General features: G+C 69.1%; 23 protein-coding genes. 14 read left to right on the top strand and 9 right to left on the bottom strand.

Features of this window, described 5'->3' with window-relative positions; translation table 11 throughout:
- Positions 1–3: 3 nt before the first annotated feature.
- Together NJQ98_RS02120 and NJQ98_RS02115 are read right to left on the bottom strand one after the other, a co-directional pair.
- Positions 4–1,278 (bottom strand): endonuclease/exonuclease/phosphatase family protein, encoded by a 1,275-nt coding sequence (locus NJQ98_RS02120; protein WP_262175220.1) that lies wholly within the window; start codon positions 1,276–1,278, stop codon positions 4–6.
- Positions 1,279–1,358: 80 nt separating this feature from the next.
- Positions 1,359–2,471 carry a M20 family metallopeptidase gene (locus NJQ98_RS02115; RefSeq protein ID WP_262175219.1) on the bottom strand — a complete coding sequence of 371 codons (1,113 nt, stop codon included), beginning with the start codon at positions 2,469–2,471 and terminating at the stop codon, positions 1,359–1,361.
- 152 nt (positions 2,472–2,623) lie between these two features.
- Here NJQ98_RS02115 and NJQ98_RS02110 point away from each other — a divergent pair, with 152 nt between their 5' ends.
- The 3 genes from NJQ98_RS02110 (at position 2,624) to NJQ98_RS02100 (ending at position 5,607) form a co-directional block, all read left to right on the top strand.
- A complete protein-coding gene (locus tag NJQ98_RS02110) occupies positions 2,624–3,337 on the top strand; it encodes a HoxN/HupN/NixA family nickel/cobalt transporter (protein ID WP_262175217.1) in 714 nt (237 codons plus the stop codon).
- Positions 3,338–3,409: 72 nt separating this feature from the next.
- Positions 3,410–5,287 carry a PINc/VapC family ATPase gene (locus NJQ98_RS02105; RefSeq protein ID WP_262175214.1) on the top strand — a complete coding sequence of 626 codons (1,878 nt, stop codon included), beginning with the start codon at positions 3,410–3,412 and terminating at the stop codon, positions 5,285–5,287.
- 152 nt (positions 5,288–5,439) lie between these two features.
- Entirely contained in the window at positions 5,440–5,607 is a 168-nt protein-coding gene (locus tag NJQ98_RS02100) for a hypothetical protein (RefSeq protein WP_262175211.1), read from the top strand.
- A 127-nt stretch (positions 5,608–5,734) separates the two neighbouring features.
- Here NJQ98_RS02100 and NJQ98_RS02095 read toward each other — a convergent pair whose 3' ends face one another.
- Complete coding sequence (locus tag NJQ98_RS02095; RefSeq protein WP_262175209.1) at positions 5,735–6,001, bottom strand: winged helix-turn-helix domain-containing protein; 267 nt, start codon at positions 5,999–6,001, stop codon at positions 5,735–5,737.
- Between the two features lie 120 nt (positions 6,002–6,121).
- Between NJQ98_RS02095 and NJQ98_RS02090 the strand changes: the two genes are divergently transcribed.
- From NJQ98_RS02090 to NJQ98_RS02080, 3 genes are read left to right on the top strand one after another with little or no spacing between them, the layout of a single operon-like run.
- Positions 6,122–6,418: an EMC6-like membrane protein gene (locus NJQ98_RS02090; protein ID WP_262175206.1), complete on the top strand. Its 297-nt coding sequence runs from the start codon at positions 6,122–6,124 to the stop codon at positions 6,416–6,418.
- Between the two features lies 1 nt (position 6,419).
- Positions 6,420–8,258 (top strand): ribosome biogenesis/translation initiation ATPase RLI, encoded by a 1,839-nt coding sequence (locus tag NJQ98_RS02085; RefSeq protein ID WP_262175205.1) that lies wholly within the window; start codon positions 6,420–6,422, stop codon positions 8,256–8,258.
- A 26-nt stretch (positions 8,259–8,284) separates the two neighbouring features.
- Positions 8,285–8,662 carry a hypothetical protein gene (locus tag NJQ98_RS02080; protein WP_262175202.1) on the top strand — a complete coding sequence of 126 codons (378 nt, stop codon included), beginning with the start codon at positions 8,285–8,287 and terminating at the stop codon, positions 8,660–8,662.
- 63 nt (positions 8,663–8,725) lie between these two features.
- Here the strand turns inward: NJQ98_RS02080 and NJQ98_RS02075 are convergent, their stop codons facing one another.
- Both NJQ98_RS02075 and NJQ98_RS02070 read right to left on the bottom strand, forming a co-directional pair.
- The gene (locus tag NJQ98_RS02075; RefSeq protein WP_262175201.1) at positions 8,726–8,941 is read right to left on the bottom strand and encodes a hypothetical protein; all 216 of its coding nucleotides are present in this window, start codon (positions 8,939–8,941) and stop codon (positions 8,726–8,728) included.
- Positions 8,942–9,013: 72 nt separating this feature from the next.
- Entirely contained in the window at positions 9,014–9,535 is a 522-nt protein-coding gene (locus tag NJQ98_RS02070) for an archaemetzincin family Zn-dependent metalloprotease (RefSeq protein ID WP_262175198.1), read from the bottom strand.
- A 39-nt stretch (positions 9,536–9,574) separates the two neighbouring features.
- Here NJQ98_RS02070 and NJQ98_RS02065 point away from each other — a divergent pair, with 39 nt between their 5' ends.
- Both NJQ98_RS02065 and NJQ98_RS02060 read left to right on the top strand, forming a co-directional pair.
- A complete protein-coding gene (locus NJQ98_RS02065; protein ID WP_262175195.1) occupies positions 9,575–9,979 on the top strand; it encodes a UPF0146 family protein in 405 nt (134 codons plus the stop codon).
- 34 nt (positions 9,980–10,013) lie between these two features.
- Positions 10,014–10,874: a TIGR01548 family HAD-type hydrolase gene (locus NJQ98_RS02060; protein WP_262175194.1), complete on the top strand. Its 861-nt coding sequence runs from the start codon at positions 10,014–10,016 to the stop codon at positions 10,872–10,874.
- A 22-nt stretch (positions 10,875–10,896) separates the two neighbouring features.
- On the opposite strand, the gene NJQ98_RS02055 is transcribed toward NJQ98_RS02060, so the two are convergent.
- Positions 10,897–11,667, bottom strand: coding sequence for a hypothetical protein (locus tag NJQ98_RS02055; RefSeq protein WP_262175191.1), 771 nt, complete (start codon positions 11,665–11,667; stop codon positions 10,897–10,899).
- Positions 11,668–11,829: 162 nt separating this feature from the next.
- Here NJQ98_RS02055 and npdG point away from each other — a divergent pair, with 162 nt between their 5' ends.
- Together npdG and fer are read left to right on the top strand one after the other, a co-directional pair.
- Positions 11,830–12,495, top strand: a complete 666-nt coding sequence (npdG, locus tag NJQ98_RS02050; RefSeq protein WP_262175189.1) for an NADPH-dependent F420 reductase — start codon at positions 11,830–11,832, stop codon at positions 12,493–12,495.
- A 314-nt stretch (positions 12,496–12,809) separates the two neighbouring features.
- On the top strand, positions 12,810–13,493 hold the full coding sequence (fer, locus tag NJQ98_RS02045) for a ferredoxin Fer (protein WP_262175186.1): 684 nt from the start codon (positions 12,810–12,812) through the stop codon (positions 13,491–13,493).
- 42 nt (positions 13,494–13,535) lie between these two features.
- On the opposite strand, the gene NJQ98_RS02040 is transcribed toward fer, so the two are convergent.
- A complete protein-coding gene (locus tag NJQ98_RS02040) occupies positions 13,536–13,802 on the bottom strand; it encodes a thioredoxin family protein (protein ID WP_262175185.1) in 267 nt (88 codons plus the stop codon).
- 104 nt (positions 13,803–13,906) lie between these two features.
- Between NJQ98_RS02040 and NJQ98_RS02035 the strand changes: the two genes are divergently transcribed.
- The 3 genes from NJQ98_RS02035 (at position 13,907) to NJQ98_RS02025 (ending at position 16,079) form a co-directional block, all read left to right on the top strand.
- Positions 13,907–14,077, top strand: a complete 171-nt coding sequence (locus NJQ98_RS02035; RefSeq protein ID WP_262175181.1) for a preprotein translocase subunit Sec61beta — start codon at positions 13,907–13,909, stop codon at positions 14,075–14,077.
- Positions 14,078–14,307: 230 nt separating this feature from the next.
- Positions 14,308–14,682 (top strand): DUF7532 family protein, encoded by a 375-nt coding sequence (locus NJQ98_RS02030; protein WP_262175179.1) that lies wholly within the window; start codon positions 14,308–14,310, stop codon positions 14,680–14,682.
- Positions 14,679–16,079, top strand: a complete 1,401-nt coding sequence (locus tag NJQ98_RS02025) for a ribonuclease FAU-1 family protein (protein ID WP_262175177.1) — start codon at positions 14,679–14,681, stop codon at positions 16,077–16,079. The genes NJQ98_RS02030 and NJQ98_RS02025 overlap by 4 nt, the downstream gene beginning before the upstream one ends.
- A 46-nt stretch (positions 16,080–16,125) precedes the next feature.
- On the opposite strand, the gene NJQ98_RS02020 is transcribed toward NJQ98_RS02025, so the two are convergent.
- Both NJQ98_RS02020 and NJQ98_RS02015 read right to left on the bottom strand, forming a co-directional pair.
- The gene (locus NJQ98_RS02020) at positions 16,126–17,499 is read right to left on the bottom strand and encodes an LVIVD repeat-containing protein (protein WP_262175176.1); all 1,374 of its coding nucleotides are present in this window, start codon (positions 17,497–17,499) and stop codon (positions 16,126–16,128) included.
- A 43-nt stretch (positions 17,500–17,542) separates the two neighbouring features.
- Entirely contained in the window at positions 17,543–18,124 is a 582-nt protein-coding gene (locus tag NJQ98_RS02015; protein ID WP_262175174.1) for an LURP-one-related/scramblase family protein, read from the bottom strand.
- A 118-nt stretch (positions 18,125–18,242) separates the two neighbouring features.
- Between NJQ98_RS02015 and uvrA the strand changes: the two genes are divergently transcribed.
- Positions 18,243–21,209 carry an excinuclease ABC subunit UvrA gene (uvrA, locus tag NJQ98_RS02010; RefSeq protein ID WP_262175172.1) on the top strand — a complete coding sequence of 989 codons (2,967 nt, stop codon included), beginning with the start codon at positions 18,243–18,245 and terminating at the stop codon, positions 21,207–21,209.
- The last annotated feature ends 7 nt before the right edge of the window (positions 21,210–21,216 follow it).

Raw genomic sequence — 21,216 nt, 5'->3', positions numbered from 1 at the left:
CCGTCACCGGCGCCGCAGCCACGCACCGGCGCCCAGTACCAGACCGAGAAGCGCCGAGCCGGTGCTGAATCCGGGGCCCGACGCGCCCGCCGCGGGCGACGCGGTCCCATCGGTCGCCGTCGTCGCCGTGGAGTCCCTCGCCGTCGGTGACGGGGTGGCCGAAGTTGCCGGGGGCCCCGACAGGTCGAAGGTCCCGACGACGCCAGCGTGGTCCGACGGCCACGCCCGGACCGTCTCGCCGTCGACCTCGACCGCGGTGCGGTCGCCGGGCCGGTCGCCGACGCGGTCGATGGCCGTCGGCGTGACCGGCCCGCGGTACAGCACGGCGTCGATGCGGCGGTCGAGCAGCGACTCGTCGTTCTGCAGGTCCTTGGCCTGACAGCAGGTAGCGCCGCCCGCCTCGGATTGGAGCCCGTCGTAGGGGTCGCGCAGCGAGTCGGTCAGCAGGTCGTACGTCGTCTCGCCGGGAGCGCTGTTGAAGTCCCCGCCGACGACCACCGGGCCCTCTGCCGGGAGCGCGTCGAGCAGTTCCCGGGCCTGTCGGCGTCGGTACTGGGACAGGGCCGACTCCAGATGCGTCGAGACGGCCCGTACCTCGACGCCGCCGACGGTCACGTCGACCGCGCTGTAGCCGCGGGTGATAGTCAGCGTCCGGTCGCTGTCCGGAATCGGGAGCGCCAGCGCGGCGTCGTAGGTCCCCGACACGGGGTCGGCGGTGTCGAGGTCGCTCCGGACGAGGAGGGCGTCCCGGTCGGTGATACGGAGGTCAGCGGGACCGCCGTCGGTCTCGGCGGGCAGCTCGAAGTCGTTGGCCACCGACTCGGCGGCGACGGTGTAGTCGAGCCCCCGCTCGGCCAGCGCCGTCCGTATCAAATCGAGGAGGTCGACGACCACGTCGGTGGCCGCTGAACTGGACTCCGTCCCGTAATCGCCCGGTCGCTGGCGTCGAAGCAACACCGCCTCCTGCAGCGCGACCACGTCCGCGTCGGCGGTCTCGACGGCCGCGGCGATACGCTCGGCGCGGGCCGCGTACAGTTCGGGCTCGATATCGGCGAGGAACCCGCCGGTCACCTCGCGGACCTCGGACAGCGACTCCGCCCCCAACAGCTCCGCGACGTCGAAGCCGAGATACGCGTTCTGTGTCATGACCGTCGCGGTCGCCGACTGGTCGGCGCTCGCAGTCCCGGCCACGCCGGTGATTCCGGCAGCGGCCCCGGCCACGCTACCGAGCAGGGCCCGGCGAGTGACTGGCGACCGTGTGGCGTCCGACAAGCGCATACAGCAACGGTTGCGAGCGGCCGCGGAAATAATGTCGGGTGGTGTACAGTTCGGCGCGGCGTGTCGCCGCGACCGGCCGGTCAGCCCAGCCACTCGGTGACGGCGCCGTCGTAGATGCGCCGACAGCGCTCCAGAACCTCGATGTCGGCGCTCTCGTCGGCGGTGTGTGCCTCGCCGGGCTCGGCGGCGCCGACGACGACGCAGTCGGTGCCCGCGGCGCCGAGCCAGCCGGCGTCGGTGGCGTGGGGCTTGACGACGTGGGCGGGGGTTCCGTCCTGGGCCCTGGCGGCGGCCTCCAGCACCGCGTCGGCGAAGTCGGCGTCGCCACAGGCCATCGGCGGGAGGTCCTGGTCGACCCGCCAGGTGACCCCGTCGATAGTCTCGACCCGGGAGAGCGGCGCGCGTTCGCCCGGCACCGTGCGCTCGTCGACGGTCGCCTCACAGCGTTCGGGGACGACGTTCCAGGCCGAGCCGCCGTCGATTTCCGTGACGGCGACGCTCCCCCGTAGCTCGTGGCCCAGCACCTCGGTCGTCGGGAAGTCGAGGTCCCGGACGATATCGACCGCGTCGGTCGCCCGGTAGATGGCGTTCTCGCCGGCCTCGACCTCGCTCGCGTGGGCCGCTTCGCCCTCGGCGACGACGGTCGAGCCCCGGCGGCCCTTGTGGGCGACGGCCACGTCGGTCACGCCCGGCGCGGAGTAGCCCGTCGACCCCTCCCCGACGACGGCGTAGTCGACTTCGAAGCCGTCCTCGATGGCGGCCTGACAGCCGACCCCGCCCTGCTCCTCCCCGGCGAAGGAGGCGAAGACGAGTTCGCCGTCGGTCGGCTCCGCGTCGGCGAACGCGAGCATCGCCGCCGCGAGCGACCCCTTCATGTCCGCGGTGCCCCGGCCGTGGAGGCGCCCGCGTGTCGTTTCGCTCCCGTTCGCGCGTTCCGTGGTCTCGCGGTGCTCGACCACGTACTCGCCGCCGTCGACCTGGGACTCGTCGGGGGGCACCACGTCGTGGTGGCCGACCAGGGCGAGCGACCGCTCGCCCGACCCCTTGCGAGCGATGACGTTCCCGTGGTCGTCGCGGGTGACGGCGGCGTCGGTGTGGTCCCGGAGCCACGTCGTGACGAAGTCGCCGGCGGCCGTCTCGTCGTCGTGGCTCGGAATCGCGACGAGCTCCTCGGTGAGTGAGACGACGTCCATACCGGGCGGTGGAGCCGGCGGGGCAAGAGTCCCCGCGTTTCTGTGTGAGAGGGGGCCGGCGGAGACACAGGGGGTGACTGAACGAGGTGTGAACCAGCCGCTGTCCGGCGGGAACGGAAAGTTTCAGGTCAATCACCGCAGATATTCGGGCAATGAGTCTCACCGTCGCCGGCGCACTGACCACCGCGGGAGTACTGGGCGTCACCCACGCCATCGAACCGGACCACGTCGCCGGCATCTCCTCGCTGACCAGCGAGTACGGCGATTCGCGGCTCTCGGCGCTGGTCGGCGCGTGTTTCAGCCTCGGCCACGTCGCCCTGGTCGTGGCGTGGCTCGCCGTCGCCTACGCGGTGCTGGGGCAGACCGAGTTCCCACCGGTGTTCGACGCCGTCGGCACCGTCGGGGTCGGCGTCGTCCTCGGCCTGCTGGGCGCCACGATGGCGCTTGGCGGCCTGCGCAGCGTCGTCCGGACCGACGAACACGACCACGGCGACCGGAGCCACAGCCACCCCCACATCAGTCTCCCGGGCCTGGACCCGGCGAACCACGCCCACGACACCCGCGCCTACCTCAAGACCGGGCTGGTCGGCGCGCTGTTTACCCTCTCGCCGCCGGTGTCGATGATGGTGTTCGCGGCGACCCTGTTCCCCGAGTACGGGGTCGGCGTCGTCGGGCTGGCCGTCCTCACGTACGGCGTGGCCATCACCGCGACGATGAGCGCCATCGGCGCCGGGGCCGGGGCGGTGTTCGGGACCGCGCGGCAGTGGAGCGGCCGGGTCCACGCCGGCGCGAAGCTCGTCGCCGGCGTCGCCATCGCGGCCCTGGCCGGCTCGCTGCTCGTCGACGGGGTCGCCCTGCTGGCGTAGCCGGCCCCGGGCGGCGGCCACCGCAGCCGTACGACTCCACACCCTTTTCACCGCCTGCGACAAAGCCCCGGTATGGAAATCGTCCCGGACACGAGCGTGGTCATCGACGGCCGCGTGTCCACACAGGTTGCCGCCGACGCCGACCCCGACAGCGAGGTCGACGGCATGGGCTTTGCGGGCGCGACGGTCGTCGTCCCCGAGGCCGTCGTCGGCGAGCTCGAAGCACAGGCCAACGACGGCCGCGAGACCGGCTGGGAGGGGCTCGAAGAGCTCCAGGCGTTGGTCGAACTGGCCGACGGGGGCACCATCGACGTCGAGTACGTCGGCCGCCGCCCCGACGCCGTCGAGAAGCGCGACGCCGGCGAGGGCGAAATCGACGCGCTCATCCGCGACATCGCCGGCGACCGCGGAGCGACGCTGGTGACCAGCGACGACGTACAGGCCGAGGTCGCCCGCGCGAAGGGACTGGACGTGGAGTTCATCGAACCGCGCGGGCGCACCGTCGACCGCCTGGAGATAGAGAACTTCTTCGACGAGGGGACGATGAGCGTCCACCTCAAGGTCGGCGTCAAGCCCTACGCCAAGAAGGGCTCCATCGGTGACATGCACTACCAGCCCATCCGCGACGATATCGCCACGGAGGCCGAGCTCCGGGGGTACGCCGAGGACATCATGGAAGCCGCCGAGGCCTCGCCGGAGGGGTTCCTCGAACTCGACGAGCCGGGGATGAGCATCGTCCAGTTCCGGGACATGCGTATCGCCATCGCCCGGCCGCCGTTCTCGGACGCCCGGGAGATAACCGCAGTCCGGCCCATCGTTAAGACCGAGCTCGACGACTACGACCACGCCGACGAGCTGCGCCAGCGCTTTACCGAGCAACAGCGCGGCGTCCTCATCTCCGGCTCGCCCGGCGCCGGGAAGTCCACGTTCGCACAGGCGGTCGGGGAGTTCCTCGTCGACTCCGACTACTCCGTCAAGACGATGGAGAAACCGCGGGACCTCCAGGTCGGCCCCGACATCACCCAGTACACCGCGCTGGGCGGGTCGATGGAGAAGACGGCCGACTCCCTGCTGATGGTCCGGCCCGACTACACCATCTACGACGAGGTCCGCAAGACCGACGACTTCGAGGTCTTCGCCGACATGCGCCTGGCCGGCGTCGGGATGGTCGGCGTCGTCCACGCGACGCGGGCCGTCGACGCCCTCCAGCGGCTCATCGGCCGCGTCGAGCTCGGGCTCATCCCGCAGATAGTCGACACCGTCGTCTACATCGAGGCCGGGGAGGTCCACACCGTCTACGACGTGAAGACCGAGGTCAAGGTCCCCCACGGCCTGATGGAGGAGGACCTCGCCCGCCCGGTCATCGTGGTCCGGGACTTCGAGACCGGCCAGCCCGAGTACGAGATATACACGTTCAACCGCCAGGTCGTCACGGTGCCGCTCAACGAGGACGAGGACCAGCAGGACAGCGGCGTCGACCGCCTCGCCAAACAGGAGGTCGAACGCGAGATTCGGTCCATCGCTCGGGGCCACGTCGACGTGGAACTGCGCGGTCCGGACACCGCTGTCGTCTGGGTCGAGGAGGACGACATCCCGCAGGTCATCGGCAAGGGCGGCGGCCGCATCACCGACGTGGAGAACCGCCTGGGTATCGACATCGACGTGCGCACGCTCGACGAGAAACCCACGGGGCCGTCGGGCGGCCCACAGAAAGACAGCGGCGGCGGCCAGGGCGAAATCGTCAACCCGGAGGTCACCTCACGACACGTGATGATTCCGCTCAACGGCCACGCGGGCGACACCGTCGAGGTGCAGGCCGACGGCGAGTACCTCTTTACCGCGACCGTCTCCCGGGGCGGGGAGATTCAGGTCTCCCGTGGGTCGGGCATCGCCGAAGAGCTGGAGCGGGCCATCGACCGCGGGAGCACGATTACGGTCGTTCCGTCGTGAGCGGGCAGTAGTTTCGTTTGTGCCGAATCGGGGCTAGTATCGACACGTTCGTCCCGCATCGGAGCTAGCATCAATAGAGAGGGGTAGTGTTTAAGGAGATTACCAGACGTATGTCCACAGTACTTTTGTACCGGTCTGTGTTGGGTAGTGACATGGCAGTGCACGAATCACACGCTGTCGAATCGACCGTACCATCGGTCGCCTCCGGGACCGCGGAGATGACCGGTGACCGCTACTGCCGACACTGTAGCGAAATCGCGCTGGCGTACGACCCGTCGGCGGACCGGGCGCGCTGTCGGTCCTGCGGGGAGCTGGCATGAGCGTCCGCCGGAGCATCCGCGCGTCGCTCAGGAACCGTTCGAGACGGGGCTGTGGGTTCTGTCACACGGGCACGGATGGCCGGCGCCGGACCTGCCCGGCCTGTGCGGACGAGACACGGTAGAAAGTTCAGTCCGAGATAGCGGGGTCGGCCTGTTCCGCCGGCAGCTCGCTCAGCTCGTAGAGGTTCTGTCTGGCGTCGGCGAAGTAGACGTCCTCCTCGATGACGCCGATTTCGTCGAGCCGTTCGAGCGCGTAGCGGACCGTTCGGGCCGAGAGCATCGACTCCTCGACAATCCCCTTCTGCGTCAGCGGCCCGTCGTACTCCAGTACCTTGTAGACGAGCTTCGCGCTGGGTGGCAGGTCTGTGATGCCCTCGCCATCGGTTTCCGTCATTACCTCCTACGAATGTCGCCGGATGCATAAAGATTGAGGAGTGGGTCGGCAGACGGGCGTTCGCGCAGGTTCTGTCCCGGAACCGCGCCCCTTTTGGTGGCGGGTCGTCCAACTGTGGATATGGCAACGGAATCGGCGGACGGAATGAGTTCCCACATGCGGGGGCTCACTGTCACGACGATAACGGCGATCGCCGGTATCGGCGCGGCGTTCGTGTCGAACGCCGTCGCGAGCGGCGCGACCGACACGCTCGCGCTGCTCGTCGTCCTGGCCGCCATCTTCGCGCAGCTCCCGCTGTTGCGGGGTATCGGTATCCTGGACGACGATTTCTCGGGAAAGGACTATCTCTATGTCTCCTTCATGACCTTCGCCCTCTGGTTCGTGTCGTGGGGTATCCTGCTGACTTCGGGGGCCTGACATGGCCGACGACAGCATCGCAGTGGTCGACCTGGAGCGGTGCCAGCCCGACCGCTGTAACTACGAGTGTGTGAACTACTGCCCGCCCAACCGGAGCGGGAAGGAGTGCATCGTCAAACGCGGCGACACCTACGAGGACGACGAGGAGTTCGAGGGCAAGCCCGAGCAGGTCCGCATCAGCGAGGAGATCTGTCTGGGCGAGAGCTGTGGCATCTGTGTCAACAAGTGCCCGTTCGACGCCATCGAGATTATCAACCTCCCCCAGGAGCTCGACGACGACCCGGTACACCGCTACGGGGAGAACGCCTTCTCGCTGTACGGGCTCCCGTCGCCCGCGGAGGGGCAGGTCACCGGCATCCTGGGCCCGAACGGCATCGGGAAGACCACCGCGGTCCGCATCCTCGCCGACGAGATGGCGCCGAATCTGGGCCAGTACGGCACCGAGCCGAGCTGGGACGAGATTCTCGACGAGTACCGCGGGACGGCCCTGCAGGACTACCTCGAACAGATGCGCGACGGCGACGTGACCGTCGCCCGGAAGCCCCAGTACGTCGACCGTATCCCCGACCAGTTCGACGGGCCGGCCCGCGAGTTGCTGGAACAGACCGACGAGCGGGGCGCCCTGGACGAGCTCATCGACCGCACCGGCATCCGTCCGGTCGTCGACAACCACATCGACGACCTCTCGGGTGGGGAGCTACAGCGGGTCGCGCTGGTCGCGACGCTGGCGCGGGACGCCGACTTCTACTTCCTCGACGAGATCACGCCCTACCTCGACATCGGCCAGCGGATGACCGCCGCCCGGCTCATCCGGGAGCTCGCCGAGGACGGCGACCGGTCGATGCTCGTCGTCGAGCACGACCTCGCCATCCTGGACCTGCTGGCGGACAACATCAACGTCGCCTACGGGTCGCCCGGCGCCTTCGGTATCATCACGCCGCCCAAGTCGACGAAGAAGGGTATCAACCAGTACCTCTCGGGCTACCTCGAAAACGAGAACATGCGCATCCGGCAGACGGAGATACAGTTCGAGGAACACGCCCCGCGGCCCGGCTCGACGGGCGACGTGGTCATCGAGTACCCCGAGCTCACGAAGTCCTACGGCGAGGGCGAGTTCAGCCTCGACGTCGAGGCCGGCACCATCCGCGAGAGCGAGGTGCTTGGCGTCGTCGGCCCGAACGGCATCGGGAAGTCGACGTTCGCGAAGATGCTCGCCGGCCGGCTCGAACCCACCAGCGGCGAGGTCGACAGCGAGCTCGACATCGCCTACAAGCCCCAGTACATCGAGATAGACCAGCCGATGCGGGTCGACGCCTTCCTCTCCTCCATCACGGACGACTTCGGCAGCTCCTACTGGACCACCGAAATCGCCGACCCGCTCCAGCTCGACGCGGTGATGGAACAGCAACTGACGGACCTCTCCGGCGGGGAGCGCCAGCGCGTCGCCATCGCCGCCTGTCTCTCGAAGGACGCCGACCTCTACCTGCTGGACGAGCCCTCGGCCCACCTCGACGTGGAGCAGCGAGTGATGGCCACGTCGGCGATTCGGCGCTACGCCGAGAACCACGACGCGACGGCGCTGGTCATCGACCACGACATCTACATGATAGACCTGCTCGCCGACCGCCTGCTCGTCTTCGACGGCGAGCCCGCCAAGTCCGGCCACGCCGCTCCGCCACAGGGGATGCGCGAGGGGATGAACGAGTTCCTCGCGAACCTCGACATCACCTTCCGCCGGGACGAGCGCACCTCCCGGCCCCGCATCAACAAACCGGGGTCCCAGCTCGACCGGCAACAGAAGAACGCCGGCGAGTACTACTACGCCCCCGACGAGAACTGACCGACCGCCGGCCTCCCACCAACAACATGGCACACAGCAGACGCACCGTCGTCGCCCGGGACCTGTTCGTCGGGACGTCGAGTGTCGTGACGAGCGGACTGATAGCGTACTCGCTCGACGGCCCGACGGCGTGGTCGCTCGGGGCCGTCGCCGTCGCGTTCGGTGTCGTCGTCTTTGCGGTCGTCGACCGGAGCACCGCCGGGGCCTACGGCCTCACAGCCGGGCTGGTGGGGAGCATCCTCGCGTTGACCGCGGTACTGTGGTGGCTCGTACCCGGCACACCGCTGGCAGTGTTTCCGCCGCTGCTGTTCGGACTGGGCGTCGGGACGGCCGCGAACCGGCTGGTGTTCGGCGTCGTCTACCCGCTGCCCGAGGCGCGCCTGCGGCGGGAGAACCTGGCTTAGCCACTCGTGGCGGTTCGAACGGGTGGAGAACACGTGGGGCCGCGTCGGTGCGCGATGGCCGGCCTACGCGGCGGGGTCGCTCGTGTCGCCGGTTTCGGAGCCGGCGACGGCGTCGTCGAGCCCGTCAGCGACCTCGTCCGGGTCGAACTCCTCGTCGGGCCGGAGCTCCCGGTCGGGGGAGTCCCCGGCCTGCGTTTCTGTGACCGATTCGTCGCCCGTGACCGCGACGAAGATGTCACCGAGCTCTGCGATTCGGTCGCGTGACTGACTCGTGCTCATTGCGATTAGTCATACAGACTAAGGGAACATACCAGCACGGCCTAACTCGTTAGGCACGCCGCCGTCCGGCGGTTACAGCACCGAGCGCTGGCAGGAGCCACACAGCGAGGACTCCTTGACGTCGACCTGTCGCACCGTCGGGGAGAAGTTCATCACACAGCGCTTGTTGTCGCAGTGTTCCAGCCCGAGCGTGTGACCGATTTCGTGGACGACCTCCTTGCGGACGCGAGCGGAGAAGATATCGCCGGCGGACTGGTCCGAGAAACCCCCGTCGGAGGAGGTCTGGAGCCGGTACGTGGAGATGACGCTCCCGGAGCCGCTGAGATACGCGAGTCCGAAGACGTAGTTCCGTCGGCGGTAGAAGAGGTCCTTCGGCGTGATGGCGATGTTCTTCTCGCCCGAGCCGACCCGCTGTGCGAGGTCGATGAACTCCTCGGCACGGTACTGCTCGCGGTCGCTGTGGTACGCACCGGCGGGGACCGACTGCGGTTCGTGCATGGAGACCTCGCAGTCGTACGTCTGCCGGAGGCCCTCGGAGGCCTCCCGTTTCACGAGGCTGGAGACCTCGCCGACCGGTACGATGTCGACGTGCATGCCAACCCCTAAACGCCACCGGGGCATAAGTTTCCCGCCATGGCTGACCCCGAGACCGCGCTGGTCACCCGGCTGTCCGCTGTCGGTTCTGTCGTCGAAATCGGCGTCGGAAACCGGCCCGGCGTCGCCGGCGAGCTGGCCGACCGAGGCGTCGACGTGACCGCGACGGACATCCGCGACCGGCCGGTCCCAGACGGGGTGGCGTTCGTCCGCGACGACGTGACCGAGCCGACGCTGTCGGTCTACCGGGGGGCCGACATCGTCTTCGCCCGAAACCTCCCGCCGGAGCTACAGCGGCCGGCGGCCCGGGTCGCCCGGCGGGTCGACGCCGACTGCTGGTTCACCACGCTGGGCGGGGACCCGCCGATGCTGTCGGTCGAGCGCGAGCAGCTTCCGGGCGGGGTGACGCTGTACCGGGTGACCGACGGCCCGGGGCGGAGATAGCAAGGCGCTTCAACGAGCGCGCGGAGGTCCGGGTATGCAAGTGGACGCTGTCGTGCTGGACATCGACGGGGTGCTCGTGGACGTCGCCGACTCCTACCGGCGGGCCATCGTCGAGTCCGTCGAACAGGTGTACGGCGACACCATCGAGAAGGGGGCGATTCAGCGGTTCAAGAACGCCGGCGGGTTCAACAACGACTGGGAACTCACCGACGCGGCGGCGCTGTACGTGCTCACGGCCCGCGAGACCGACGTGGACGTGGCGGCCTTTACCGACGCTATCGGCCAGCGGGGCGGCGGCCTCGACGCGGCGAAAGCCGTCGTCCGGGAGTCCCTCGGGGACGACGCCGACGGGGTCTTCGCGGCGTGGGACCCCAGCGGCCTCCGGGAAGTGTTCCAGACGCTGTATCTGGGCGACGAGCTGTACCGGCAGTTGGAGGGCGGGGAACCGGCCTTCGACGCGCCGGGCTACATCAACGACGAGCCGGTGCTCGTCAGCGAGGCGACCCTGGCGGAGCTACAGGAGCGCTACGCGGTCGGCGTCGTCACCGGCCGCCCCGCCGCTGAGGCCGACATCGCCATGGACCGCGTGGGACTGGATATCCCCGAGGAACACCGGTTCACGATGGACGACTGGGAGGAGGGGAAGCCACACCCGGGCGCGCTCCTGACCCTGGCCGAGCGCTTCGACGCCCGGCGGCTCGCCTTCGTCGGCGACACGCTGGACGACATCGGGACCGCCGTCAACGCCGACGACGAGGACGACGACCGGGTGTACTACGGCGTCGGCGTCCTGACCGGCGGGCTGACCGGCGACGACGGCCGGGCGACTTACGCGGAGGCGGGAGCCAGCGCCGTCGTCGAGAGCGTCGAGGACCTGCCCGAGTTGCTGGAGTGAGAGGGCAGGCCGCCGGAACGTCTCAGTCGACAGTGACGGCAATCGACTCGGTGCCGCCGGGCCAGACCAGGTCGTAGGTCAGCGTGTCCCCGCGGCCGCTTCCGGGCGTGGGCGCCTCGGCGGCGTCGCCGGTCGGCTCCAGCGTGGCTGTCGCTCCGGCCGTGATGGAGCGGGAGACGAGCTGTCCGGTCATGAGCGCCCCGTATCGCCGACGAAGGAGGCCCAGAAACCGACCGTCTGTCTCGCTCTCGTTGCTGACGGTGACGGTAAAGGACGGCGGTGACCCGTTCGACACGGACGACGGCCCCTCGAAGCCGACCTGCAGCGACGGGAGCGGACCGGCGAGTCGCGCCCGCAAGGCGTCGTCCGGTCGCCACTCGCCGTCGGGCGTGACCAGCGCCGCGTCGCTCGCGTCGCCGGTCGCGGGCAGTTCGAACACCGCGGCGTCGCCGCCCTCGGCGGCGGGACCGAACGTCGACGGGGCCCGGGCGAGTTCGTTGGACGCGGCGTCCCCCGGGTCGTGTTCGGTCCCGTCGAAGCGAAAGCGGCGGGCCGGTCCAGCCGCGTCGGTACCCGTCAGAAAGAGGTACTGCGAACCGTCGCTGCCGTCGAGTTCGTAGGCGTCGACGAACAGGTCGAAGACGGCCGGCTGGAGCGCGTCGAACTCGACAGCAAGCGAACCGGACTGGGTGCCGCCGGCGGGCGACGGGGCGTCGCCGCTCCGTCGTGAGGAACAGCCGGCGAGTCCGGCGAGGGCGGTTCCGCTGGCGGCGAGGAGGGTCCGGCGGCGCATACCTCCGCGTGTCAACGCTGTGTGAAGTGCTTTCTGGATACGCCAGTGCGGTGTCGGACCGGACGCCGCTGTGTCGTCGACGGCGAACCCCGTCCGGCCTCCGACGGTGGCAAGCACGTCCGGTCGCACAACGCTTATTCGCGGTTCGCCCTACCCCAGCATATGGACATCGCGCTACTCGGCGGCACCGGCGACATCGGCGAAGGGCTCGCCCTGCGCTGGGCGGACGACACCAACCACACGGTCATCGTCGGCTCGCGCGACGCCGAGAAGGCCGAGGCGAAAGCCGAGGAGTACGAGGCCGAACTGTCGAGTCGCGGCCGCGAGGTCGAGGTCGCCGGACTGGCGAACGAAGCCGCGGCCGCCAGGGCGGACGTGGTCGTCACTGCGGTCCCGGCCTACCACCTCACGGACACCGTCGAGGCCGTCGCCGACGAACTGGACGACGCCATCCTCGTCTCCCCCGCCGTCGGGATGAAACGCGACGAGGACGGCTTCCACTACAACCGCCCCGGCGTCGGCAGCGTCACCCAGTTGGCCGCCAAAGCCGCCCCAGACGGGGTCCCGGTCGTCGGCGCCTTCCACAACCTCGCGGCCGGCCGGCTGGCCGACCTCGAAGCCGACCTCGACTGGGACACCATCGTCGTCGGCGACGACAGGGACGCGAAGGCCACCGTCTCGGAACTCGCCGAGGGCATCGAAGGGCTCCGGGCGCTGGACGGCGGCCCGCTCGCCAACGCCGCCGAAATCGAGGGGCTGACTCCCCTGCTCATCAACGTCGCCCGCCACAACGACGGCCTGCACGACCTGGGCGTGCAGTTCCGGTAGCTGACGTAGACGCTTTTGTTTCGGGAAACGGCTCGGTTGCTCACAGCCAGAAAGCCCCGACTGGCTGAACTCGGGGGGCTCGCTGCGCGCCTCACTCGCTGCGCTCGTTTCGGTGCTTGCGTCGCCCGCCTTCGTTCAGCCAGCCGCCCCTTTCAGTCCCACCCAGCGCTGATTGGCCAACCGGCCACGGTCGGGGGCTTTCTGGCGGTACTAAGTCGCGTTAGCAGCCCTGATAGTAGCTAGCACAAATATTCCCAGCCGCAATTCCGGGGGGATTGCACACCGTTTTTGCCGGCAGGGTCCTACGGGCGGGTGTGGCGTCCCCATACGAGATTCTCGGCGTCGACCCGGACGCCGACGAGGCCGAGATAGTCGACGCCTACCGGGAGCGCGTCAAGGAGACCCATCCGGACCAGGGCGGGTCGACGGAGGCGTTCCGCGCGGTGAAGACGGCCTTCGAGCGCATCGAGAACGGGTGGGAGCCGGGCAACGCGGTCCCCGAGCGCGACGCGCCCGGAGAGCGGGCGGACCCGACGGACGCCGCGGAGCCGGCCGAGCCCGAGCGACCGCCGGAGCCCGAGGGCGTCAAGGTGGAGTACCTGAACTACGAGGTGATGGCCGACAAGCTCTGGGAGCTGACAGACGACGACCTCTTCGAGAAGGCGGCCGACGGCGGTCTCGACCCCGAGGACTACGGGGAGTTCTACGTCAGGGACAGCGAGTCGTTGCTGGAGGCCGCGGAGCGCCAGGGGTACGCCTGGCCCTTCGCCTGCCGCGGCGGCGCCTGCACGAACTGCGCCGTCGCCGTCGTCGAGGGGGAGATGCCCTCGCCGTCGAGCCACGTCCTCCCGAGCGAACTCCACGACCGCGGCATCCGCCTCTCGTGTATCGTCGCGCCGGAGACGGACGCGAAAATCGTCTACAACGTCAAACACCTGCCCGCCGTGCAGGACCTCCTCCTGCCGGCGAGCCGGTTCGAGGCGTCGTCGACGGACTGAGCGGTCGCTGGCGGGGGTAACGCCGATAGAACTGTGGGGTCGTTACGCCGAGGCCTGCGTCAGCGCGTCCTCGATGTCGTCGGCCTGCGTGACGCCGACGAAGCGCTCGACGATGCCGTCGTCGTTCTCGACGATGAGCGTCGGGAGCGACCGGACCTGGTACTCGTTGGCCACGTCCTGTTCCTCGTCGACGTCGATCTTCTCGAACTCGACGTCGGTCCACTCCTCTTCGAGGTCTTCGAGAATCGGGTCCTGTGTCTTGCAGGGGCCACACCAATCGGCGTAGAAGTCCTTGAGCGTGACAGCCATGGTTCCTCTCAGCCTAAACTGTGAGGTCGGATAAGGATTGTCCATGCGGGTACGACCCGAACAAAGCCGAAAGGCTTACTCCGGGTGAGGGTGGAGTTGCGGACATGAGCAGCGACAGCGGCGGACTGATGTCCAGTGCCGGCCTGGTCCGGTACTTCGACGCCGAAGACAGCAACACAATCCGCATCGACCCGCGAACCATCGTCGCCTTCGGCGTCCTCTTTGGCGCGCTCGTCCTCGTGCTGAACGCGATGATTCAGTCCGGCGGCCTGTAGAAAACCGTAGTTTTCCTTCTCTGGAATCGTGTTCCGACAGCAGTCGAGCAGCGACCGCTGAGAGCCGGAAAGCCCCGGCCCGTTCAGTTCCACCCGTGGACGGTTGGTCGAACAGTGCTGGGCAGGACTGAAAGGGGCGACTGGCTGTTTGCACTCTCACACGCGGTGATTGCTAGCCGGGCGCTGGCCGTAGTCGCCCCGTTTAACTAAATCCGAGTCCTTGAGCGCGTATGCACTTCACACAGCGCGAACAGGCCGCGCTCCGGGACGCCGGACTGGCCCAGGACGCCATCGAGGCCGCCTCGGACGCCGTGGTCGAGGCCACGAAGGAAGCCGCCGACGACCTCGAAGCGTTCTTCGCCGGGAGAGAGACCGTCTACTCCGATATGGACATCGCCCACAGCAGTAGCGAGATTCAGGAGCACACCCTCGACTACGTCGACCTCTACACCCACGCCGACGACATCCGCGGGTACGTCCGCTTCGACTCGTGGGGCGTTCCCGTCGAGGGCGGGCGCGTCCTCACCGACGCGAAAGTCGAGTTGACGCTCGGCCCGACCGTGGACGGTCGGGTCCGGTTTGCCGCCGACAGGGACGCCCTATGAGCGTCCGGGTCAGGGGCATCTACGCGACGGCGCTGACCCGGCTGCTGACCGAGGCCGGCGTCGACGTGGTCCAGGCGTCGGGCCCCATCGAGGAGCGCTTCGACGCCGACTTTCCCGTCGAGCGGGCCGGCGCCGCCGTCGGGACGACCGACGACCGGCAGGGCGTGGGCGTCAGCGGCGACCGCGGGACGGTCGAACGGGTGGTCGCGGAACTGCGGGACCTCGGCCGGGACACGCTGGCGTGGGCCGACCCGCTCCCGGTCCGCGCGGTCTACGCCGGCGAGGTGACCGAGACGCGTTCCAGCGGCGCCGTCGTCGACTGCGGCGACGGCGAGGGGTTTCTCCCCTACTCGAACAGCGACGAACGCGTCGAGACCGGCGACCGGCTTCGGGTCCAGGTCGTCGAGGGGGCGGCGCCGTGGGCCGACGGCCGCCCCGTGCTGGAAACGACCATCGCGGTCCGGGGCGAACTGCTCACCCTGTCCCGGGGCGGCTCGAACAGCGCGACGGCGGCGGGACCGGCGATGCTCGACGTCGTCGCGGCCGACCCGCGGGAGGGATGGGGCGTCTCCTGGGAGAGAGCCAGCGACGACGCCGGCTTCGACGCCATCGCCGACGCGCTGGAGGCGGCAAACGAGCGGGCGGCGGCCATCGACGACGCGCTCGCGGGCGCCGACGACCCGGCCGAGGCCGCACCGGCCCGGCAGTACGACGGGGGGCAGACGACGTGGGTGTGGTTCGGCCGGGAGAGCCGTTTCGAACTGGACGAGCGCCGCAGCGCGGTGACGACGACGATGGCGGGCCACCACCGCGTGAAGGCGGGCTCGCGGAGCGCGAGCGTGGCGGTCGACTACGTCGAGGCGCTGTGTGAGGCCCCCGGCGGCGACGGCGGGACGGACTTCCCCTTCGCCGTCACGGCCCGGCAGTTCGGCCCGCGGGCCGGCGGGTCGCTGACGCTGGGCCACGGGAAGCCCGACGGCCGGCTCATCACGCTGGGCCGGGCGACCGTGCAGTCGGTCGAGGCCGACGGTACCGTCACCGTCGAGCGGGAGATGTCCGCCGGCGGCGAGTACGACGGGCTGGGCGTGCCGAAGGAGGCCGGCGATATCGCGGAGACGAAACTGAAGGAGGGGCGGTGGTGGTATCCGACGGTGTACCGCGACAGCGAGGGCGAGCGGAAGGGGACCTACGTCAACGTCTGCACGCCAGTCGAGATATTCCCGGACACCGCCCGCTACGTCGACCTTCACGTCGACGTGCTCAAACACGCCGACGGGACGGTCGAGCGGGTCGACGACGACGAACTCGACGCCGCCGTCGCGGCGGGGCAGGTCCCCGAGGCCCTGGCCGATCGGGCCCGGAGCGTGGCCGCCGCGGTCGCGAGCGCGCTGTCGTAGCCGCCGCTGTGCGGTTCCCTTCGCTTCGCGGGCGTGAGTGGCCTCGCTACCGCTCGCGCCGCCGGCCCAGCCGCCACGCCCCCAGCCCAACAGCCGCCAGCGCCGCCGCGACGCCGAAGCCGTCGCCGGCCGCCCCGAGAAGGCCGCCGTCGGTCGGTGGCGGCGTCCGGGCCGGGGCGTCCACAGCGGGGTCGGGGAAAGTGTAGACGCCGGGGGAGACGCTGTCGTCCAGCGCGGCGGTGTTCGACGCCACGAAACAGCCGGCGCCCCGCTGGGCGGTCCAGAACGAGGTCGTCGCCGAATCGCGCCACCGGTATATCTGTCTGGGCTCGCTCGGCTCGCGCAGGTCGTGGACCCGGACGCCGCCCTGGTACCAGGAGGAGTAACACCGCCCGCCGGTGAGCTGGATGTTGTGCGCGGTCGTCAACACGCCGCCGCGCGTCGGGTCGCTCGTCGGCGGCGGGTCGATGGTAGCCAGCGACGCCGGGGCGCGGGGGTCGCTGATGTCGAACAGTTCGATGCCGCTGGGGCCGCCGCTGCCGTCGTCGCCGGCGTCCCAGGACTCCCCGGTGACGGCCAGCAGTTCAGCGTCCTCGTCAACCGTGACGAAGTGGTCGTTGCCCGGGGGTTCGGTGCGCTCGGTGCCCGGGTCGTCGATGGCGGAGAGGGCCTCGCGACTGCGCCCTCGGACCCGGGAGACGAGCGAGATGTCGGCGGGGTCGCTCACGTCGAGTATCCACGTGCCGGCGTCCCAGTAGGCGAGATAGGCGCGGTCGTCCTGTACCCACACGTCGTGGAGCGGGCGCAGTGTGGGGCTGACCTCGGCCCACCGCTCGTCGGCGTCGAGCAGGGACCACGAGCCGACCTCCTCGCCGCGCTCGGTGTCGACGACGGCGAGCGGGTTCTCCGCGCGGCTGTTGGCGGTGACGTAGGCGTAGCGGCCGTCGAAGTCGCAGTTGTGTATCCGCGTGTCCAGTTCGACGGCGGCGGTCCGTTCGGGCTCGCGCCGGTCGCTCACGTCGAAGACGACGACGCCGTGGGCGCCCTCGGCGGGGTTTGCGGGACCTGCCACGAGCAGCCGGTCACCGACGAGAGCGAGGTCCTGCACCACCCGCATCGGCCCGTCGGCGCTGTCGGCGAGCAGGTCGGTCCGCGCCGCGAGGAGGCGGGGCTCCGCCGGCGAGACGAGGTCGACGACGGCGATGCCGTCGCCGGTCGCGACGTAGGCCGTGTGGCCGTCGGGGCTGGTGACGAGTTCGCGGGCACCCGACAGGGCGAGGGTCCCCAGGGGCTCGCCGCCCGTCGGCGTGGCGGCCGGGGTCGCCCCGTTGTCGGTGGGAAGCGGGTGGGCGGCGGCGGAGCCGACGGTCCCGGCCGCGCTCGCAGCCGCGAGCGACTGCAGGAGGGTGCGGCGGCGCATACCGGTCGATAGGGGGCGACGGCAAGAAGGGTTGCGGTGGGGCCTAGTTCCCCTGGATGGCGTCGATGACCATCGCCGCGGCGATTATGGCCTCCTTGGGAACCGAACTTGCGTCGTCGATGGTTATCTCGTAGCGGTCCTTCAGCGAGAACTGGCCGTCGATGTTGCCGACGTGGTTGCCGTCGACGTCGGTTATCTCGTACTTGTGGGGAATCCAGCCGCCGAAGGGGACGACGTTGCGGGCGATGGTGACGAGCGCGCCCTGGGAGTTTATCTCCGCGAGTTTGGCCTCGGTGCGGGCGTCGCGAATCTTCCAAGTGTCCTGGAAGAGGGAGTAGTCGTTGTCGAGGATGACGAGGTCCTCGCCCGTCTGGGCGTCCGACAGCACGTAGTTGCCGGCCACGTCGAGCATGCTGCCGGCCTTGACGGTGAAGACCTCGTTGCCCGCGTCGTCGACGAAGGGGAACTCCTCTTTGAGCTTGAACATCTTCTGTTTCCCCCGGATGACGACGTTGCCGGCCTTGTCCATCGCCTTGTACTTGTTCCGGACGAGGCTCTGTTCGACGACGTAGCTGTCGTCCGTGAGTTCGATGCCCTGGATGTCGTAGGACCCCTGCTGTCTCATGGGCGCGTATCGTTCGGAAAATGCCTTGAAAGTTTGCACTGCGAGAGCGGCGATATAAACCGTCCCACCGCAGCCAACCGACAGGGTTTCACGCCTTCATTCCTTGGGGAACCTATAGATGAGCAAGGACGTCATCGAGGTCACCGGCGCAGAGGAACACAACCTCAAGGACGTCGACGTGGAGATTCCCCGGGAGGAACTCACCGTCGTCACGGGGCTGTCGGGGTCGGGCAAGTCGTCGCTCGCCTTCGAGACGGTCTACGCGGAGGGCCAGCGGCGCTACATCGAGTCGCTGTCGGCCTACGCCCGGAACTTCCTGGGCCAGATGGACAAACCGCAGGTCGAGAACGTCGAGGGGCTCTCGCCGGCCATCAGTATCGACCAGAAAAACGCCGCGAACAACCCCCGCTCGACGGTGGGCACCGTCACGGAGCTGCACGACTACCTCCGCTTGCTGTACGCCCGCGTCGGCGTGCCCCACTGCCCGGAGTGTGGCCGCGAGGTCGGCGAGCAGTCGGCCCAGAACATGGTCACGCGCTTGCTCGAACTGCCGGAGGGCACCCGAGCGAAGCTGTGTGCCCCCGTCGTCAGGGACCAGAAGGGCGCCTTCGAGGACCTCTTCGACGACCTCGTGGGCGAGGGGTACTCCCGCGTGGAGGTCGACGGCGAGGAGTACGACCTCACGATGGACCGGCCCGACCTCGACGAGAACTACGACCACACTATCGACGTGGTGGTCGACCGCGTGAAGATATCGACCGACGCGCGCTCGCGCATCAACGACTCCGTCGAGACCGCGCTCGGCGAGGCCGACGGCACCCTCAAAGTCGTCCTGCCGGACCCGCCGGCGGGCGCCGCCGACGCGCTGGGCGGGGCGACCGCTCGCGCGACCGGCGACCTGGCCGAGACGGACGAATCGACGGCGGACCGCCTCGTCGTCGAACTCTCCGAGGACCTGGCCTGTACCCACTGTGGCATCGACATCTCCGAGGTCGAGACCCGTTCGTTCTCCTTCAACTCGCCACACGGCGCCTGTCCCGACTGCGAGGGGCTGGGCGAGACCAAGGAGGTGAGCGAGGAGCTCGTCGTCACGGACCCCGGGAAGCCGCTCAAGCACGTCTTCGAGCCCTGGAGCTACGACCGGACCTACTACTCACGCCAGCTGGACAACGTCGCCGACCACTTCGGCGTCTCGCTCGATACGCCGTTCGAGGAGCTCGACGAGTCGATTCGTCGCCAGTTCCTCTACGGCACCGACGACCTTGTCCACTTCGAGTGGACTACGAAGAACGGCACCCGCGAGAAGACCGAGCGCTTCGAGGGCGTGATTCCGAACCTCGAACGGCGCCACGTCGAGACGGACTCGGACCGCGCCCGCGAGCACATCGAGGAGTTCATGGCGACGACGACGTGCCCGACCTGCGAGGGGACCCGGCTGAAAGCCGAGTCCCGCGCCGTGCTGGTCGACGGCACCTCGATAACCGAGGTCAACGAGCTGTCCATCGGCGACGCCCTGGCTCACTTCGAGGGGCTGGAGGCGAACCTCTCGGCCCGCGACAAGAAGATAGCCGAGGAGATTCTGAAGGAGATACGCGCCCGCCTGGGGTTCATGGAGGAGGTCGGCCTCGACTACCTCACGCTCGACCGCGAGGCCGCCACGCTCTCGGGCGGGGAGAGCCAGCGCATCCGGCTGGCCACGCAGATCGGCTCCGGGCTCGTTGGCGTGCTGTACGTCCTCGACGAGCCCTCCATCGGGCTCCACCAGCGGGACAACGACAAGCTACTGAACACCCTGGCGGAGCTTCGGGACCTCGGGAACACGCTCATCGTCGTCGAACACGACACCGAGACGATGCGGCGGGCCGACCAGATTATCGACATGGGGCCGGGGCCGGGCAAGCGCGGCGGCGAAGTCGTCGTCAACGGGCCACAGGAGGAGCTGATGGCGACCGACGAGTCGGTGACGGGCAAGTACCTCTCGGGCGAGCGGTCGATTCCGGTCCCCGAGACGCGCCGCGAGGGCGACGGCGACCACCTCACCGTGCGGGGCGCCCGCCAGCACAACCTCCGTGACCTGGACGTCGAGTTCCCGCTGGGGACGTTCACGGCGATTACGGGCGTCTCCGGGTCCGGGAAGTCGACGCTGATGCACGACATCCTCTATAAGGGCCTGGTCCGGCGGATGAACGACACCGACGTCAACCCTGGCGAGCACGACGACATCGACGGGATAGAGAACATCGAGACCGTGCGGCTCATCGACCAGTCGCCAATCGGCCGGACGCCCCGCTCGAACCCGGCGACCTACACCAACGTCTTCGACCACGTCCGCGAGCTGTTCGCGGAGACGAACCTCGCCAAGCAGCGGGGCTACGAGAAGGGGCGGTTCTCGTTCAACGTCAAGGGCGGCCGGTGTGAGGCCTGTGGCGGCCAGGGGACAGTGACGATAGACATGAACTTCCTCTCGGACGTGCAGGTCCCCTGCGAGGAGTGTGGCGGGGCCCGCTACAACGACGAGACCCTGGACGTGACTTACAAGGGCGCGACCATCGCCGACGTCCTCGATATGAGCGTCGAGGAGGCCTACGACTTCTTCGAGAGCCACAGCGGCCTCCGCCGGCGCCTGCAGCTGCTGAAGGACGTGGGGCTGGGGTACATGACGCTCGGGCAGCCCTCGACGACGCTCTCGGGCGGGGAGGCCCAGCGGGTGAAACTCGCCGAGGAGCTGGGCAAGAAAGACTCCGGCGAGACGCTGTACCTGCTCGACGAGCCGACCACCGGGCTCCACCCGGAGGACGAGCGCAAGCTCATCGACGTGTTGCATCGGCTCACCGAGGACGGCAACACCGTGGTCGTCATCGAGCACGAACTCGACCTCGTGAAGAACGCCGACCACGTCGTCGACCTCGGCCCCGAGGGCGGCGAGGGCGGCGGCGACCTCGTCGCCGAGGGCACGCCCGAGGAGGTCGCCCGGACCGACGAGTCGTACACGGGACAGTATCTGCGTGACCACCTGCCAGCGGTCGAGCTGGAGGGACCCCGTTCCGAGCGGGACGCGCCGAAGCCCGCCGCGGACGACGACTGAGACGGAC

It is taken from the genome of Haloarcula laminariae, assembly GCF_025457605.1.
GTDB lineage: Archaea > Halobacteriota > Halobacteria > Halobacteriales > Haloarculaceae > Haloarcula > Haloarcula laminariae.
This window is presented reverse-complemented; position numbering and strand designations above follow the sequence as displayed.

What these genes read in the sequence shown, in the direction of transcription:
- NJQ98_RS02070 (WP_262175198.1), bottom strand. Translation starts at nt 9,535, where the DNA reads ATGCACGTCGACATCGTACCGGTCGGCGAGGTCTCCAGCCTCGTGAAA.
- NJQ98_RS02035 (WP_262175181.1), top strand. Translation starts at nt 13,907, where the DNA reads ATGAGCAGCGACAGCGGCGGACTGATGTCCAGTGCCGGCCTGGTCCGG.
- NJQ98_RS02095 (WP_262175209.1), bottom strand. Translation starts at nt 6,001, where the DNA reads ATGACGGAAACCGATGGCGAGGGCATCACAGACCTGCCACCCAGCGCG.
- NJQ98_RS02110 (WP_262175217.1), top strand. Translation starts at nt 2,624, where the DNA reads ATGAGTCTCACCGTCGCCGGCGCACTGACCACCGCGGGAGTACTGGGC.
- npdG (WP_262175189.1), top strand. Translation starts at nt 11,830, where the DNA reads ATGGACATCGCGCTACTCGGCGGCACCGGCGACATCGGCGAAGGGCTC.
- NJQ98_RS02020 (WP_262175176.1), bottom strand. Translation starts at nt 17,499, where the DNA reads ATGCGCCGCCGCACCCTCCTGCAGTCGCTCGCGGCTGCGAGCGCGGCC.
- NJQ98_RS02105 (WP_262175214.1), top strand. Translation starts at nt 3,410, where the DNA reads ATGGAAATCGTCCCGGACACGAGCGTGGTCATCGACGGCCGCGTGTCC.
- NJQ98_RS02090 (WP_262175206.1), top strand. Translation starts at nt 6,122, where the DNA reads ATGGCAACGGAATCGGCGGACGGAATGAGTTCCCACATGCGGGGGCTC.
- NJQ98_RS02030 (WP_262175179.1), top strand. Translation starts at nt 14,308, where the DNA reads ATGCACTTCACACAGCGCGAACAGGCCGCGCTCCGGGACGCCGGACTG.
- NJQ98_RS02065 (WP_262175195.1), top strand. Translation starts at nt 9,575, where the DNA reads ATGGCTGACCCCGAGACCGCGCTGGTCACCCGGCTGTCCGCTGTCGGT.
- NJQ98_RS02120 (WP_262175220.1), bottom strand. Translation starts at nt 1,278, where the DNA reads ATGCGCTTGTCGGACGCCACACGGTCGCCAGTCACTCGCCGGGCCCTG.
- NJQ98_RS02055 (WP_262175191.1), bottom strand. Translation starts at nt 11,667, where the DNA reads ATGCGCCGCCGGACCCTCCTCGCCGCCAGCGGAACCGCCCTCGCCGGA.
- NJQ98_RS02085 (WP_262175205.1), top strand. Translation starts at nt 6,420, where the DNA reads ATGGCCGACGACAGCATCGCAGTGGTCGACCTGGAGCGGTGCCAGCCC.
- NJQ98_RS02040 (WP_262175185.1), bottom strand. Translation starts at nt 13,802, where the DNA reads ATGGCTGTCACGCTCAAGGACTTCTACGCCGATTGGTGTGGCCCCTGC.
- NJQ98_RS02080 (WP_262175202.1), top strand. Translation starts at nt 8,285, where the DNA reads ATGGCACACAGCAGACGCACCGTCGTCGCCCGGGACCTGTTCGTCGGG.
- NJQ98_RS02100 (WP_262175211.1), top strand. Translation starts at nt 5,440, where the DNA reads ATGGCAGTGCACGAATCACACGCTGTCGAATCGACCGTACCATCGGTC.
- NJQ98_RS02060 (WP_262175194.1), top strand. Translation starts at nt 10,014, where the DNA reads ATGCAAGTGGACGCTGTCGTGCTGGACATCGACGGGGTGCTCGTGGAC.
- NJQ98_RS02015 (WP_262175174.1), bottom strand. Translation starts at nt 18,124, where the DNA reads ATGAGACAGCAGGGGTCCTACGACATCCAGGGCATCGAACTCACGGAC.
- uvrA (WP_262175172.1), top strand. Translation starts at nt 18,243, where the DNA reads ATGAGCAAGGACGTCATCGAGGTCACCGGCGCAGAGGAACACAACCTC.
- NJQ98_RS02115 (WP_262175219.1), bottom strand. Translation starts at nt 2,471, where the DNA reads ATGGACGTCGTCTCACTCACCGAGGAGCTCGTCGCGATTCCGAGCCAC.
- NJQ98_RS02025 (WP_262175177.1), top strand. Translation starts at nt 14,679, where the DNA reads ATGAGCGTCCGGGTCAGGGGCATCTACGCGACGGCGCTGACCCGGCTG.
- NJQ98_RS02075 (WP_262175201.1), bottom strand. Translation starts at nt 8,941, where the DNA reads ATGAGCACGAGTCAGTCACGCGACCGAATCGCAGAGCTCGGTGACATC.